The sequence below is a fragment of the Solimonas soli DSM 21787 genome, from assembly GCF_000474945.1.
Lineage (GTDB): Bacteria > Pseudomonadota > Gammaproteobacteria > Nevskiales > Nevskiaceae > Solimonas > Solimonas soli.
In genome coordinates this window covers 88,858-103,468 of record NZ_AXDW01000010.1, presented here as the reverse complement: position 1 = coordinate 103,468, position 14,611 = coordinate 88,858, and the positions used below count along the sequence as shown (strand labels likewise).

13 protein-coding genes and 1 pseudogene are annotated in these 14,611 nt (G+C 70.1%); 1 reads left to right on the top strand and 13 read right to left on the bottom strand.

Translation table 11 applies throughout. The features are described 5' to 3' along the window. Positions 1-2: 2 nt before the first annotated feature. The 10 genes and pseudogenes from K344_RS0106360 to K344_RS0106315 all read right to left on the bottom strand — a co-directional run bounded on the left by K344_RS0106360 (position 3) and on the right by K344_RS0106315 (position 10,953). Positions 3-251 (bottom strand): YfhL family 4Fe-4S dicluster ferredoxin, encoded by a 249-nt coding sequence (locus K344_RS0106360; RefSeq protein WP_028079966.1) that lies wholly within the window; start codon positions 249-251, stop codon positions 3-5. A gap of 42 nt (positions 252-293) precedes the next feature. Continuing rightward, positions 294-803, bottom strand: coding sequence for a pantetheine-phosphate adenylyltransferase (gene coaD / locus K344_RS0106355; protein ID WP_028079965.1), 510 nt, complete (start codon positions 801-803; stop codon positions 294-296). A 62-nt stretch (positions 804-865) separates the two neighbouring features. Next, on the bottom strand, positions 866-1,432 hold the full coding sequence (rsmD, locus tag K344_RS20490) for a 16S rRNA (guanine(966)-N(2))-methyltransferase RsmD (protein ID WP_043113947.1): 567 nt from the start codon (positions 1,430-1,432) through the stop codon (positions 866-868). Between the two features lie 119 nt (positions 1,433-1,551). Further along, the gene (locus tag K344_RS0106345) at positions 1,552-2,007 is read right to left on the bottom strand and encodes an Rv1443c family protein (protein ID WP_028079964.1); all 456 of its coding nucleotides are present in this window, start codon (positions 2,005-2,007) and stop codon (positions 1,552-1,554) included. A 106-nt stretch (positions 2,008-2,113) separates the two neighbouring features. After that, positions 2,114-2,481, bottom strand: a pseudogene (locus K344_RS24940) (GNAT family N-acetyltransferase). After that, the gene (tldD, locus tag K344_RS0106335) at positions 2,478-3,923 is read right to left on the bottom strand and encodes a metalloprotease TldD (RefSeq protein ID WP_028079963.1); all 1,446 of its coding nucleotides are present in this window, start codon (positions 3,921-3,923) and stop codon (positions 2,478-2,480) included. Before tldD ends, K344_RS24940 begins: the two are co-directional and overlap by 4 nt. Before the next feature lie 24 nt (positions 3,924-3,947). Then, entirely contained in the window at positions 3,948-4,880 is a 933-nt protein-coding gene (locus tag K344_RS0106330) for a carbon-nitrogen hydrolase family protein (protein WP_028079962.1), read from the bottom strand. Positions 4,881-4,882: 2 nt separating this feature from the next. After that, entirely contained in the window at positions 4,883-8,776 is a 3,894-nt protein-coding gene (locus K344_RS0106325) for a YhdP family protein (protein WP_028079961.1), read from the bottom strand. Positions 8,777-8,899: 123 nt separating this feature from the next. Continuing rightward, a complete protein-coding gene (gene rng / locus K344_RS0106320) occupies positions 8,900-10,357 on the bottom strand; it encodes a ribonuclease G (RefSeq protein ID WP_028079960.1) in 1,458 nt (485 codons plus the stop codon). After that, positions 10,354-10,953: a Maf family protein gene (locus tag K344_RS0106315; protein WP_028079959.1), complete on the bottom strand. Its 600-nt coding sequence runs from the start codon at positions 10,951-10,953 to the stop codon at positions 10,354-10,356. The genes rng and K344_RS0106315 overlap by 4 nt, the downstream gene beginning before the upstream one ends. A 156-nt stretch (positions 10,954-11,109) precedes the next feature. Between K344_RS0106315 and K344_RS0106310 the strand changes: the two genes are divergently transcribed. Then, positions 11,110-11,871: a class II aldolase/adducin family protein gene (locus K344_RS0106310; RefSeq protein ID WP_028079958.1), complete on the top strand. Its 762-nt coding sequence runs from the start codon at positions 11,110-11,112 to the stop codon at positions 11,869-11,871. Positions 11,872-11,924: 53 nt separating this feature from the next. On the opposite strand, the gene K344_RS0106305 is transcribed toward K344_RS0106310, so the two are convergent. The 3 genes from K344_RS0106305 to ybeY all read right to left on the bottom strand — a co-directional run bounded on the left by K344_RS0106305 (position 11,925) and on the right by ybeY (position 14,527). Next, a complete protein-coding gene (locus K344_RS0106305) occupies positions 11,925-13,157 on the bottom strand; it encodes a lipoprotein N-acyltransferase Lnb domain-containing protein (protein WP_028079957.1) in 1,233 nt (410 codons plus the stop codon). A 65-nt stretch (positions 13,158-13,222) separates the two neighbouring features. After that, the gene (locus K344_RS0106300) at positions 13,223-14,074 is read right to left on the bottom strand and encodes a CorC family transporter (protein ID WP_028079956.1); all 852 of its coding nucleotides are present in this window, start codon (positions 14,072-14,074) and stop codon (positions 13,223-13,225) included. 3 nt (positions 14,075-14,077) lie between these two features. Continuing rightward, positions 14,078-14,527 (bottom strand): rRNA maturation RNase YbeY, encoded by a 450-nt coding sequence (ybeY, locus tag K344_RS0106295; protein ID WP_028079955.1) that lies wholly within the window; start codon positions 14,525-14,527, stop codon positions 14,078-14,080. Between the last annotated feature and the right edge of the window lie 84 nt (positions 14,528-14,611).

Below are 14,611 nucleotides of genomic sequence, written 5' to 3'. Positions count from 1 at the left end.
GCTCAGAGCGTGATGAGGCGCTTGTACTTGGCGAGCAGCTGCTCGGGCGTCTCGGCGTGCTCGGGATCGAGCGGGATGCAGGCGACCGGGCAGACGGTCTGGCACTGCGGCCTGTCGAAGTGGCCGACGCACTCCGTGCACAGGTGCGGATCGATCTCGTAGATCTCGATGCCCTGCGAGATGGCGTGATTCGGGCAGACCGGCTCGCAGACGTCGCAGTTGATGCAGTCGTGCGTGATCTTCAAAGCCATGCCGCCATTGTAGCGCGCGGCGCGGCGCGACCCGGTTCGCGGTCAGCCCTTGCGGGAATGCGGCAGCTTGCGGCCGAAGCGCTCCATGAGGATCGGCATCACCGCTTCCGGCACCAGCTTCTCGACCGGCGCGCCAAGCCCGGCCAGTTCGCGGACCAGCGACGACGACAGGTGCGCGAACTGCGGCGAGGGATTGAAGAACACGGTGTCGAGCTGCGGATAGAGATCGCGGTTCATCACCGCCATCTGCTTCTCGTAGTCGAAATCCGCCGTGGTGCGCACGCCGCGCACCAGCACCGTCACGCCGTGCTCGCGCGCGAAATCGACGACCAGCCCGGAAAACCCCTGCACTTCGACGTTCTTGAGATTGCGCGAGACCTTGCGGATCAGCGCCACGCGTTCATCGAGCGTGAACTTCGGATTCTTGGCGATGTTGCTGCCGACGGCGACGATCAGCTTCGGGAACATCTTCGCGGCGCGCTTGATGATGTCGAAGTGCCCGTAGGTGATCGGGTCGAAGGTGCCGCTGTACGCCGCGATGATGTCCGCCATGTTGCCCCAGTCTTCGTATACGGCGGCCGGGCCCGCGCGCGGCGCGGTCCCCCGAGATCGTCCTACTTCCCGGCCGGATGGTGATAAGTCGCGAGTCCGAAGCATACCTGCCCGGCCTTCTTCTCGCGCAGCAGTTCGAAGCGCTCCGGCAGGGCCGGCGACTGGCCGGCCGGCCATTCGAGATAGATGCGATTGTGCGGCGCCAGCGCCTTCGGCAGCTCGGGCAGCACGCGCTCGATCAGGCCCTTGCCGTACGGCGGATCGAGGAAGACGACGTCGAAGCGGTGCCAGGTCTGCGTGAGATAGAACTCGGCGTCGATCTCGGTCACCTCGGCGTGCTGCGCCTTGAGCGCGAGCAGCGCGGTGCGGATCGCCGACGCCTGCCTGCGGCCTTCCTCGACGAAGCTGCAGAAGCTCGCGCCGCGCGACAGCGCTTCGATGCCGAGCGCGCCGCTGCCGGCGAACAGATCGAGGCAGCGTGCACCGATGATGCGTGGCGTCAGCCAGTCGAACAGCGTCTGCCGCACGCGATCCGGCGTCGGCCGCACGCCGCTCGCCGGATCGAACTCGACGACGCGCGAACGCCATTGCCCGCCGATCACGCGCAGACGGCCTTCGGCGCGCGGCATCAGCGCATCTCCTGCGGGCGTCGCGTGCGGGCGGCGTGGGTCATGGCGGCGGCGGAGGGAAACATGGCGCCGACTTTAATGCGCCGCGCGCCGCCGTCAACTGGCGCCGCCGGCGCGCTTCAGTCGAGCGAACCGAAATGCCGGCGCAGACGACGATGACGATGACGGAAGATGCAGGCGACGAAGAAGCGCACCAGCCACGGCGGTGCGAAGCGCGGCACGATCTCGAGTTCGTCGACCAGCCGCGCGCCGCCCGGCAGCAGCTCGACGACGCGCCTGTGGCGCCACTGCCGCTGCAGCCAGGAGCTCGAATGTTCCTGGAAACCGTAGTCCCAGATACTCTCGAAGCTCAGCGCGTGACGATCGAAGGGAAGCAGGCCGAACAGCAGCAGCCAGCTATGGAACAGCAGCTCGCCCCGCGGCGCTTCGCGCAGCGTCATGCAGTCGTAGCGCTTCGGCGAACTCATCCTGACGAGCGGCAGCAATTCGGCATTGACGCCCCGCATGGTGGTCACGTGCAGCCAGATCACCGGCGGTTCGGCACACAGCCTGCTTTCGAAGCGCAGCCAGATCATGCTCGACTCCTTTCGCCCGCGATGTCCCGCGTCGGCGGATTCCCTTGCCTGCGACCCGCCGGCGGGCCGCAATGTTCCGGCCCGCGCCGCGCGCGACAGCGGCCGTTCAGGCAGGCGCGGCGGCGCGCCGGCAGAGATCCGGATCGTAGCGTTCCATCAGGGTCTGCGGGCCTCAGCGGCGCGATGAAGCCGAACTGCGCCGTGCGCATCGGCGGTCGCCAGCGTGAAGCGGGCGCAGGCCCTGCAGCTGCGGATGCGCGAGCACCGCCTGCATGAGCGTCTTGCCGTGTCCGCGGCCGCGATGCTCGGGCAGCACGAAGACGTCGACGAGGTTGGCGAAGGTCGCGCAATCGGAAATGATCCGCGCGAAGGCGATCTGCCGCGCGCCCAGCCCGATTCGCGGCTGAGGAAGCCGTGGATCAGATCGGCGTCGAGCTCGGCCGCCTCGCCGGAAACGCGCAGCGCACCGCTCATGCGGTCTGCGTGCCGCCGACCGTCAGCGCATCGACCTTCAGCGTCGGCTGGCCGACACCGACCGGCACGCTCTGGCCGTCCTTGCCGCAGACGCCGACGCCGGTGTCGAGCTTGAGATCGTTGCCGACCATCGACACCTTCGACAGCGCTTCCGGTCCGTTGCCGATCAGCGTCGCGCCCTTCACCGGCCGCGTGATGCGACCGTTCTCGATCAGATACGCCTCGCTCGCCGAGAACACGAAACTGCCGGAGGTGATGTCGACCTGGCCGCCGCCGAAGTTCACCGCGTACAGGCCCTTCTCGACCGAGGCGATGATGTCGCCCGGCTCGCTGTGGCCGGCCAGCATGTAGGTGTTGGTCATGCGCGGCATCGGCAGCTGCGCATAGGACTCGCGGCGACCGTTGCCGGTCGGCGCCATCTTCATCAGGCGCGCGTTGAGCTTGTCCTGGATGTAGTTCTTCAGCACGCCGTTCTCGATCAGCACCGTGCACTGCGACGGCGTGCCTTCGTCGTCGACGCTGAGCGAACCGCGGCGGTTGAGCAGGGTGCCGTCGTCGACGATCGTGCACAGCGGCGACACCACCTGTTCGCCGATGCGGCCCGAGAACGCCGAGGTGCCCTTGCGGTTGAAGTCGCCTTCGAGACCGTGGCCGACGGCTTCGTGCAGCAGCACGCCCGGCCAGCCCGGCCCGAGCACGACCGGCAGCTGTCCGGCCGGTGCCGGCACCGCTTCGAGCAGGATCTGCGCCATGCGCACCGCCTCGCGCGCGTAGCGCTCCGGCATGTCGCCCTCGAACACTTCGGCATACGTCGCGCGCCCGCCGCCGCCGGCATGCGCCTGCTCGCGGCGTCCCTGGTGTTCGATGATCACCGAAACGTCCATGCGCACCAGCGGCCGCACGTCGCCGCTCCAGGTGCCGTCGCTGCCGGCGATGAGAATCGTCTCGAAGCTGCCGGCCAGCGAGCAGTTGACCTGGATTACGCGCGCGTCGGCGGCGCGCGCCGCGGCGTCGGCACGGCGCAGCAGTTCGAGTTTCCGGTTGGTCGGCCAGCTCGCCAGCGGATCGACCGGCGCGTACAGCGGCTTGACGATGCGCGGCGCGAAGGCCTGCACGGTGCCGCTCTGGCCCTGGCGGACGATGGCGCCGGCGGTCGTCGCCGCGTCGCCCAGCGCGGCGACACGCAGATCGTCGGAATACGCGAGACCCTGCTTGTCGCCGGCCACCGCGCGCACGCCGACACCGCGCTCGACGTGGTGCGCCCCGGACTTGACCAAGCTGTCCTCCAGCGACCAGGTCTCGGTGACCGCGTGCTGGAAATAGAGATCGGCGCTATCGACGCCCGGCCGCATCAGACGGCCGAGGATGTCGGCGACGCGGTTGTCGTCGAGTTCCGCCGGTTCGAGCAGCGTGGCGCGGGCGAGATCCAGGGTTTCAGTCATGGCTTTGAGCTCGGGGCTTCACGTTCAAATTGCGGGCGGATACGAGGTTTGCAAGCGGCGGTGCGCCAGCGCCGGGAAGCCCGTGCGCAGCTCGGCCTGGCGCGCGGCGTCGCGCTGCGCGAGCACCACGCCCGGCGTATCCGCCTCGCGCAGGGCGACGACGCTGCCCCAGGGCTCGACGATCAGGCTGTGTCCGTAGGTCGCGCGGCCGCTCGGATGCGTGCCGCACTGGCCGGGCGCGATCACGTAGCAGAGATTCTCGACGGCGCGCGCGCGCAGCAGCAGCTCCCAGTGCGCCTCGCCGGTCTTCACGGTGAAGGCCGAGGGCACGACGAGGATCTCGGCGCCGGCCTGGCTCAGCGCGCGGTACAGCTCGGGAAAGCGCAGGTCGTAGCAGACCGACAGGCCGACGCGGCCGGCCGGCGTGTCGACCACCACCGGATGCAGCCTGCCCGGCGCGATGCTCGCCGATTCGCGATAGCGCTCGCCTTGAGCTTTCGTGTCGCGCAGCGACACCTCCGTCCCTCGCCCGCCTTGCGGGAGAGGGGGGGACCGCCGACGGACGTCGGCGGTGGGGTGAGGGAGGTCCGGCACGTCGATGTCGTAGAGATGGATCTTGTCGTAGCGCGCGACGCGCGCGCCGTCGCTGTCGTAGACGCAGCAGGCGGCGTAGACGCGGTCTTCGCCCGCGGCGCGGATCGGCAGCGTGCCGGCGATGATCCACAGGTCGAGTTCGCGCGCAAAGCGCGCCAGGCGGTCCTGGATCGGGCCACGGCCGTCGGCCTCGCCGTGCGCCAGCTTGTCGCGGTCGCGCTTGCCCATGAACGGGAAATTCTCCGGCAGCACGGCGAGCCGCGCGCCGCCGGCGGCGGCCTCGCGCAGCAGCGCTTCGGCGGCATCGAGATTGGCGGCGACGTCGTCGCCGCTGTTCATCTGCAGGGCCGCGAGGGTCGGCATGCTCATTTCCTTTTCGTCTCCTTGCTGCGCTCGGCGGGCCGCGCGCTGCGCGCGTCGAGCTTCTCGACCTTGGGATTGTCCCAGCTGCCGGACACGTGATACGTCAGTTGCGTGACCTGGTCCAGCGGCTTGTCGAGCACTTCCTGCGCGAGCAGCACGATGGCGCCGACCGCCGGCCCGCCGAGCAGCGCCGCGCCGAGCGTGACGCCGCTCGACATGCCGGCCGGATACACCGTGACGCGCTGATCGTAGTCGCGCGCGACCAGGCCGATGCGGCCGCGCATGTCGATGCGCAGCGAAGGACCGCGCACGGTGAGATCGTCGGTGGTCGCGGCACCGCCGCCGAGGTCGAAATGGCCTTCGACGCGATCGAAGGCGAGCGCATCGTCGGTCACGTCGGAGAAATTCAGCGTCAGCCGCCGCGGCAGCGCGTAGAAGTTCAGCAGGCCGAGCACGCGGCTGGCGCCGGGCTTGATGGTGCGCACCTTGCCGCTGTCGGCCTGCAGATCGACGCGCCCGGCGGCGGCCTGCCAGACCAGGCCGGTCGGCGACGGCGCCCAGCGCAGGTCGGCGTCGATGTGGGTCTGCTTGGCCTCGAGGTTCGGCTCGAAATCGAGCGCCTTGAGCACGGCCTGGAAATCGCTGGAGACGAACTGCAGGCGCAACTCGGCGGAGGAGCGGCCCTCGCTGTGCCGCCACTGGCCGCTGGCGTCGACGTCGACGATGCCGCCGCCCATGGTGAAACGATCGAGCCGCTGGCCGCCCGGCACGCGCACGCTCTTCAGTTCGAGGCGGCCCATGTCGTGCCCGTCGGCGCTCAGGCGCTCGCAGATCGCATCGAGTTCGGGCCAGCGCGCCGGTTCGAGCGGCGGCTCGGTCGGCGCGTCCGGCTTGGCCGCCGGCCTGGCGGCGAGCTTCTCCGCCGCCGGCGCTTCGCCCGGCGGCGTCTGCGGCGCGAGCTGCAGGCGTTCCAGCCGCGCGACCAGGCGGCCCGGCGCAGGACCGGCATATTCGACGACGCCCTGCGCACCGTCGCCGCTCAGGTTGGCGCGCCAGCCGCCCTGCAGCGGCGTCCAGCGCAGATGCGTCGCGCCGCTGATCTGGTGCCGCCAGCGCAGATGCGCGACGTCGAGATCGATCTGCTCGATCGATACGCCGGAGCCTTCGCCCTCGCCGCCCATGCCGCCGATCATCGCCACCCAGGCGGCGAGATCCAGGGTGTCGGCGCTGCCGTCGACGAGATAGCGGCCCTTGCTCGCCTTCGGCGGCGGCACGCCGCCGAAACGCAGCTGCATGCCGTCGAGGCGCAGGCGCTTGCCGGCGTCCTGGTCGGCGGCCGCCTCGCCGAGCGCGAGATCGGCGCCGAGCTTCTGCGCGTAGCGCACGCCGATGCGCAGCGGCGCGGCGCTGTCGCCGCCGATGCGCAGCGCCAGCGGCACGCTGGCCTCGGCCGGCTTGCCGAGCGGTTCGGGCAGCGCCACCGCCGTGCCGCGCAGATCGCTGCTCAGCGTCAACGCGGTGCCGCCGCCCTGTTCCGGATGCTCGAGGATCGGCAGCTCGGCGCGCCAGCTGCTGCGGCCGTTCAGCGCCCCACGCAGGAAGGCCGGCACGAACTGGCTGGCGCCGCGGCCGTCGGGGTCGACGGCGAACGGGAATTCGGCGACGACCACGCCATGCGTGCCCTCGCGCGGTACGATGCGCACCGCCAGCGGCAGATCCTCGAAGCGCGCCGACAGGCCCTCGCCCGACGCGCCGTGATCGTCGAACTCGACGACGCCGCTGATGCCGCTGATCGGCTGGTCGAGCTTGCTGTAGTACATCTGCACGTTGTCGAGCGCGACGCTGCCGCGCACCGTCGTCGACTTGATGTCGTGCAGCGGCAGCACCAGCTCGACGCCGACGCGCGCGTTGCCGGCGGCGCGCGTCTGGTCGAGCAGGCCGGACAGGCGCGGGTGCAGCGGCGAGTCGGCGAGGAAGTCGTAGAAGCGCGAAATCTCGCCGCTGCTCGCCGCGTCGACGGTCAGCACGCTGGTCGCGAAGTCGTCGAAGCGCGCCACCGCGCGATCGATCCGGTTGCCGTTGAGCTTGCCGCCGGTGCCGGTGACGACGAGGCTGGCGCCGCTGAACTCGAGCCGCGCGGCGACGTCGTCGAGCCGCGGCCAGCCCGGCGCGAAGGCGAGAGCGACGCCGGCCGCGTCGAGATCGAGCTTCCAGCTGCCGGTCGGATGCGCGGCGAAGGGGAAATCGCGCAGCGGGCCGTGGATCGCCAGTTCGGCGCGCGGCACGCGGCCGCGCGCGAGGCCCTTGTCGAGCCAGTCGCGCAGATGCTCCGACCAGTGCAGCGGCATGTACGGCTTGAGGCGGTTGACGTCCTGGCCGCTGAAGCGCGCCTGCAGATCGAGCTGCGGCGAGCGCTCGGCGTCGGCCGGCAGCTGCAGTTCGAAATTGCCGCTGCCGGTCGTGCCGGCCAGCCGCCAGCCGAAGGCCGGGCCGGTGATCCGCCAGCCGTCGGTGCCGCGCGTCCATTGCAGCTGCGCGTCGACGCTTTCGAACTGCAGGGCCTGCTGCAGGGTGGCCGGCAGCTCGAGCCGCAGCGGCACCTGCTGCAGGCGCAGCTGGCCGCCGGCCTCGCTGGCCGACAGCTCGCCGGACAGGCCGGCGAAGCCGAAGTGCGCATCGGCGGCGAGGGCGACGCCGTCGAGGCGCCCGGTCGCCGAATAGCGCGTCGCGCCGTCGTCGTCGCGGCGCAGGCGCAGCACCAGGTTGTCGAGGACGCCGGAGAGGCGCGCCGCTTGCGCCAGCGGCGCCGGCGTGTCGCGCCAGACCGCCAGCCAGGGCGTCAGCCGCGCCAGGCGCAGCTCGTCGATGTCGGCGTCGAGCTCGCGCCCCTGCGCGTCGCCGGCCCAGCGCAGGCTGCCGTGCGCGAGGCGTTCGTCGTCGAAGCGCAGCTCCTTGAGGTCGACGATCCAGCTGCGCTGCTCGTTGCGCACGCTGGCGCGCAGGCGTGCCTTGCGCGCGCCGCTGGCCTGGCCGTCGTGCGCGACCACGAGCGCGCCGCTGTCGACCGCGAGATCGGCATGCGCGACGCGCCCCGCGGCGATGCTGCCTTCGACGCCGATGTCGAAATTCTCGGCACCGATCTGCACGCCGCGCTGCAGGTACGGCGCCAGCCAGCCCTGCGGCCGCAGGCGGCGCAGGTCCAGCTCGAAATCGCCCTGCCACTGCTGCGGCAGCAGCAGCGAGCCGTCGATGTCGGCGGAGACTTCGATGGTGTCGCCATAGGTCACCGGCAGCTGCAGGCGGCCGCCGATCTCGAAATTGTCCTCGCCCTGATCGATCTTCAGCTTGGCGACGCGCAGCTGCTGGCCGTCGCTGCCGTAGGGCGTGCCGGAGAAGATGATCGTGCAGTTGCTGAGCACCAGGTGGCGGAAGCGCGCCAGGTCGCGCGCCCAGGCCTCGCGGCTCTTGCCCGGCGCGCCGGTCGCGCCCGGCGCGAAGCCGGCGATGCGCCAGCCGCCGTTGTCGTCGCGCTCGACCGAAATCGTCAGGCCGGCGACTTCGAGGCGATCCGGGAATGCGTTGCCGACCACGAGGCGCAGCAGGCTGAAGCCGAGGTCGAGGCGATCGAGCGTCAGGCTCTCGTCACCGTCCTCGCTGAACAGGGTGATGTCGGAAAGCTCCAGCTGCGGCTCGATGCCGTGCCAGCCGAGATTGACGCCGCCGATCTGCACCGGCCGGTTGGCGACGTGCGTGACCCAGGCCGACAGATCGGCGCGATAGCTGGGCAATGCCAGCACGGCGAGCTGGAACAGCCCGCTGATGACCGCGCCGAAGATGACCACGGTGGCCAGCAGGGTGATCGCCCAGGTCCACCAGCGGCGTTTGACGCGTTCCATTCGGTCGGGTGCGGAAAAGGTACAGCGGGATCGGCGCTATTGTCGCGTGCCGGGCGGCGCGGAAGCTACTGCGGATGCCCTACACAGACCGCAGGACGTCACGAAAAGGTCCGCGGGCCGCACTCACAGCGGCACGACGTCGAAATTCTCTTGCGTGTAGCCGGCCTCGCTCTGCAGGCGGATCGGCCGGTTCAGGGTCGCCTCCAGGGCCGCCAGGCCCGCCGGTTGCTCCTCGACCAGCTTCTGCACCACGTGCGGCGCCGCCAGCACCAGGAAACCCTTGGCCTCGAACTGCCGCGCCGCACGCTGCACCTCGCGCGCGATCTCGTGGGCGACGGTCTCGACGGTCTTGATGGTGCCGCGGCCGCCGCAGGCCGGGCAAGGCTCGCACAGGATGTGCCCGAGCGATTCGCGCGTGCGCTTGCGCGTCATCTCCACGAGGCCGAGCGGCGAGAACGGATAGATCTGCGTGCGCGCGTGGTCGGCGGCCAGTGCGCGCTCCAGCGCGCGCAGCACCTGCGCGCGATGGTCCTCCGACTTCATGTCGATGAAGTCGAGGATGATGATGCCGCCGAGATTGCGCAGACGCAGCTGCCGGGCGATCGCCTGCGCCGCTTCCAGGTTGGTCTTCAGTATCGTCTCTTCGAGATTGCGGTGGCCGATGTAGGCGCCGGTGTTGACGTCGATGGTCGTCATCGCCTCGGTCTGGTCGATGACCAGATGCCCGCCCGACTTCAGTTCCACCTTGCGCTCCAGGGCGCGGCTGATGTCGTCCTCGACGCCGTACAGATCGAAGATCGGCGCCGCGCCGCTGTACAGCTCGATGAGCGGCGCCGCCTTCGGGATGAAATCGCGCGCGAACTCGCGCAGGCGCTCGCACTCGCTCGCCGAATCGACGCGCACGCGCTCGACCGTGGTGCCGAGCAGATCGCGCAGGATGCGCATCGACAGCGGCAGATCGCCGTGCACCAGCGTGCCGGGCGGCGCGCTCGCCGACTGCTCGCAGATCGCGCTCCACAGGCGCAGCAGGAAGCCGAGATCGGCTTCGAGCGCCTGGGCGTCGGCGCCGTCGGCGGCGGTGCGCGCGATGACGCCGTATTCCGGCGCCAGCCGCTGCTGCAGGCCATCGAGAATGCCCTTGAGCCGCGCGCGCTCGGCCTCGCCTTCGAGGCGCGCCGAGACGCCGACGTGCGGCTCGAACGGCAGCAGCACCAGGTAGCGCGAGGGAATCGACAGCAGGCTGGTCAGACGCGCGCCCTTGCTGCCGATCGGGTCCTTGACGATCTGCACCAGCACCTTCTGGCCTTCCTGCAGCAGCTGCGTGATCAGCGGCACCGGCTCGCCCGCCGCCTGCGTGGCGACCATGTCGTTGACGTGCAGGAAGGCGGTGCGCTCCAGGCCGATCTCGACGAAGGCCGCCTGCATGCCCGGCAGCACGCGCTGCACGACGCCCTTGTAGATGTTGCCCGTCAGGCCGTGGCGCGAGGCGCGCTGCACGTGGATCTCCTGCGCGGCGCCGCCTTCGACGAGCGCGACGCGCGTCTCCTGCGGTCCGATGTTGACCAGAATCTCGGTGCTCACGGTGTATGGGCAGGCAAGGGCAAAGTGGGGATGCCGAATTGTTTCAGAAGCGCGGCGGTCTCGTAGAGCGGCAGGCCGACGACGCCGCTGTACGAGCCGTGGATCTCGCGCACGAACTGCGCGCCGAGGCCCTGGATGCCGTAGGCGCCGGCCTTGTCGGCGGGCTCGCCGCTCGCCCAGTAGGCGTTCGCCTGCGCCGGCGTGATGGTGCCGAACACGACGCGCGTCACCGACAGCGCGAGACCCTCCTGCTCGCCGCGCACGACGGCGACCGCCGAATACACCTCGTGCTCGCGGTCGGACAGCGCCGCCAGCATCGCCCGCGCGTCGTCGCCGTCGCGCGGCTTGCCGAGGATACGGCCGTCGAGCACCACGTCGGTGTCGGCGCCGAGCACCGGCAGCGTGCCGTCCGAGGCCGCCAAGCCGGCGCGCGCCTTGGCCAGCGCGATGCGCCGCGCGTACTGCGCCGCCGTCTCGCCGGCCTGCGCGCCCTCGGCGACGTCGGCCGGCGCGACGACGATGCGCAGGCCGAGCTGGCGCAGCAGTTCGGCGCGGCGCGGCGATTGCGAGGCAAGCAGCAGCTGTGGCGCGGACACGGCGCAGGACTCCATCGGGGTGCGGGATGCCCGCAGCGTAGCCGAACCGCAGCGCAACATGCGAAGCCGGCCGCCACGAAAGACCTCCGGGCGGCGCGACGGCGGGCCGGGCTTGCGCTACTGTCCGCCGGTCGAAGAAGAACGAGGAGCGACGCCATGACCCCCTCCGCTTCCCTGCGCGACCAAGTCTCCGCCGCCGAATGGCAGGCGCGCGTCGATCTCGCCGCCGCCTACCGGCTGGTCGCCCTGTTCGGCTGGGACGATCTGGTCTTCACGCACATCTCGGCGCGCGTGCCCGGCGAGGACGGCCGCTTCCTGATCAATCCCTACGGCTGGCTGTTCGACGAGATCACCGCGTCGAGCTTGGTGAAGATCGACCTGGCCGGCAACAAGGTCATGGACTCGCCGCACGCCGTGAATCCCGCCGGCTTCACCATTCACAGCGCCATCCACGCCGCGCGTCCCGATGCGCACTGCGTGATGCACACGCATTCACTGAACGGCGTCGCCGTCTCCGCGCAGAAACAGGGCGTGCTGCCGATCTCGCAGCAGGCGACGATCGTGCTCGCTTCCCTCGCCTACCACGACTACGAAGGCATCGCCCTGCGCGACGAGGAGAAGCCGCGCCTCGTCGCCGACTTCGGCGACAAGAACTTCCTCATGCTGCGCAACCACGGCCTGCTCACCGTCGGCGCCACGCCGGCCGACGCGTTCCTGTTCATGTACGTCTTCGAAGCCGCCTGCACGATCCAGGTCCGCGCCCGGGCCGGCGGCGGCGAGCTGATTCCCGTGCACCCGCAGATCGTCGCCGGCGTGCAGGCCGCGGCGAGCGCGGTGACGAAGGGACTGGGCGGACAGCTGGCGTGGCCGGGCTTGTTGCGCAGGCTGGACCGGATCGATGCGTCGTATCGGGACTGAGCGCCGCGCCTCTAGCCTCCAACAAGCCTCACTCGAGACGCCCCACCCTTCGCTCACGGCGTTTTTCCTCGTACCGCCCACGCCAAGGCCAGATGCACCGGCAGCCACAGCGCGATCCATTGCAGGTTCTGCTGCGCGCCCGGCAACAGCAGCAAGGGCACGGTCAGCGTCGCGCCGATCGCGATGGCGATCGTCAGCACGCGCTGCCAGCGCCTCGGCTGCCAGTCGGCGCGCGCCGACATGATCCACATCGGCAGCAGCAGGAGCATGAGCGGGTCGAGCAGCAGCAGGTTGCGGTTGGCCCACATGATCCAGTGCTCGGTCAGCGTCCAGCCGGCGAGCAGGACGAGGCCGCCGAGCGTGATCTTCAGGGCGCTGGAGAAGGCGAGAAAGGCGAAGGTCCAGCGCGCGGCGCGGAAGCGGCGCGCGCGGTCGAGCAGCAGGAGCACGGCGGCGAAGAACACGCCGATCGCCAGCAAAGGCAGCAGCGCGCGCGGCGGCGCGGCGGGCTCCGGCCAGGCCTCGCTCTGCAGCAGCCAGCCTTCGCGCTTGACCAGCGCATGCGTGCTGCCGTCGGCGCCCGCCAGTCGCGTGCGCGCGACCACGTCCTTGAGCACCATCGGCACGAAGCTCTGCTGCCAGAGATCGATCGGCGCGTCCGCCGCCGGTCCCATGCCGAGATCCATGCCGAGCGCGAGGATCAGATCGGGGCCGATCAGCCGCGTCGCCTCGTAGCGATAGCTGCGCGGCGTCGGCACGCCCGCCGACTGCTTCTTCAGGACGCCGCCCGTCGCGCGATCGAGCGCGTCGCGCACGCGCGTCGAGCAGTTGGCGACGAAGTAGTCGTAGCGGTATTCGGCGTTTTCCGGCAGGGCGTTCCAGGCGAGAAAGGCGGCGAGTTCGCGGCGCGCGTCCTCCGGCAGGTCGAGTTCCTGGAAATACACCCAGCGCTGCTCGTCGGCATATTGCGCCAGCGCGCCGGGGAAGTGCTGCACGGCGAGCCGGTACTGCATGCGGCCGCGCGCGAAGTTCAGGAAGAAATTCTTCTGCCCGAAATCGAACATGCCGTAGTTGTAGAGCAGGCCCCGCGCGCTGCCCGGCTCGCGCACCAGGATCGCGTTGTGGCCGAAGCGCTCCCAGTAGATCTCGCCGGGGCCGAAGCTGATCAGGGCGATCTCGGGCGCCGGCGGCTCGGCGGCGGCCGGGGCGAGCGGAACCTGGGCATGCAGCGGCGCGACGAAGGCCAGGCAGAGCAGCGCGAAGCAGCGGCGCATGAACGGATGCATACGTCGATTCCCCGAAGCACGTTGATCGATTCCCCTCCTTCGGGAAGGGGAACGCAGGTTCTAGGTCACGCCGACACCGTCACCAGGAACTGATGCACGCGGCGCGTGTCGGCGCGCTGGACGTTGAAGCTGTAGCGGTCGATGCGCACGCTCTCGCCGCGCTTCGGCATGTGGCCGAACTGCTGCAGCACGTAGCCGCCGATGGTGTCGAACTCGTCGGTCGGCAGCGCGGTGCCGAAGTAGGCGTTGAACTCGGCGATGGTCGCCAGCGCGCTGACCAGATAACGGCGCTCGTCCTGCTTGAGGATGCGCGCGCCCTCGGCCTCGTCGTACTCGTCGTCGATCTCGCCGACGATCTGTTCGAGCACGTCCTCGATGGTGATGAGCCCGGCGATGCCGCCGTATTCGTCGACCACCAGCGCCATGTGGTTGCGGCTGCGGCGGAACTCCTTGAGCAGGACGTTGAGCCGCTTGGATTCCGGCACGAAGGTCGCCGGCCGCAGCAGGCGCGCGAGATCGAAGGTACCGGGCGCCGGCAGGTTCGAGCTGAACTTGAGCAGGTCCTTGGCGAGCAGGATGCCGATGACCTCGTCCTTGGAATCGCCGATCACCGGAAAGCGCGAGTGACCGGATTCGATGACCACCTCGAAGATCTTGTCGAGCGTCCACTCGGCTTCGATGATGACCATCTGCGCGCGCGGCACCATGACGTCGCGCACGTGCATCTCGGTGGTCTGCACGATGCCTTCGAACATCGACATCGCGTCGTTGTCGATCAGCTCCGCTTCGCGCGCATCGCGCAGCAGCTCCAGCAGATCCTCGCGCGTGCGCGGGCCGCCGGCGAGGCGCTGCGTGACGCGGCGCCACCAGCTCGTATGGTGTTCTTCCCTGCTACTGTCGTCTTCGTCGTCGTTCATGCACTAACCGTCCCCGTAAGGGTCCGGGAATCCCAGGCTCTTCAGAATACGGATTTCGCGGGCCTCCATGCGCTCGGCGTCGGCCTCGACTTCGTGATCATAACCCTGCAGGTGCAGGCAGCCATGCACGACCATGTGCGCCCAGTGCGCACGCGAAGTCTTGCCCTGCTCGATCGCCTCGCGGGCGACGACCGGCGCGCAGATGACGAGATCGCCGAGGATCTTCTTCGACGCCGGCTCCGCGTCGCCGCCGAAGGACAGCACGTTGGTCGGCTTGTCCTTGCCGCGATAGTCGCGGTTGAAGGCCCGGCTCTCGGCCTCGTCGACGATGCGGATCGTCAGCTCGCCGTGGCGCTTCGGCAGCGCGGCGCGCGCGAAGGCGCGCAGGCCCTCGGCCGACGGAATGCCGCGCTTCGAAGCGACGCCGTACTGGATGGCGATCTCCTTAGCCATGTTGCGGCCGCAGGCCGGCCACCGCCCCTCGCTCGCGCAGCGGGAGAGGGGGGGACCGTCCGCGGAGCGGACGGTGGGGAGAGG

Bases quoted from the DNA above. Each gene is read 5' to 3' on its own strand.
- K344_RS0106300 (WP_028079956.1), bottom strand. From the start codon at position 14,074: ATGAACGACGACGAAGACGACAGTAGCAGGGAAGAACACCATACGAGC.
- K344_RS0106345 (WP_028079964.1), bottom strand. From the start codon at position 2,007: ATGATCTGGCTGCGCTTCGAAAGCAGGCTGTGTGCCGAACCGCCGGTG.
- K344_RS0106305 (WP_028079957.1), bottom strand. From the start codon at position 13,157: ATGCATCCGTTCATGCGCCGCTGCTTCGCGCTGCTCTGCCTGGCCTTC.
- ybeY (WP_028079955.1), bottom strand. From the start codon at position 14,527: ATGGCTAAGGAGATCGCCATCCAGTACGGCGTCGCTTCGAAGCGCGGC.
- K344_RS0106325 (WP_028079961.1), bottom strand. From the start codon at position 8,776: ATGGAACGCGTCAAACGCCGCTGGTGGACCTGGGCGATCACCCTGCTG.
- K344_RS0106310 (WP_028079958.1), top strand. From the start codon at position 11,110: ATGACCCCCTCCGCTTCCCTGCGCGACCAAGTCTCCGCCGCCGAATGG.
- K344_RS0106330 (WP_028079962.1), bottom strand. From the start codon at position 4,880: ATGCCGACCCTCGCGGCCCTGCAGATGAACAGCGGCGACGACGTCGCC.
- coaD (WP_028079965.1), bottom strand. From the start codon at position 803: ATGGCGGACATCATCGCGGCGTACAGCGGCACCTTCGACCCGATCACC.
- tldD (WP_028079963.1), bottom strand. From the start codon at position 3,923: ATGACTGAAACCCTGGATCTCGCCCGCGCCACGCTGCTCGAACCGGCG.
- K344_RS0106360 (WP_028079966.1), bottom strand. From the start codon at position 251: ATGGCTTTGAAGATCACGCACGACTGCATCAACTGCGACGTCTGCGAG.
- rsmD (WP_043113947.1), bottom strand. From the start codon at position 1,432: ATGCCGCGCGCCGAAGGCCGTCTGCGCGTGATCGGCGGGCAATGGCGT.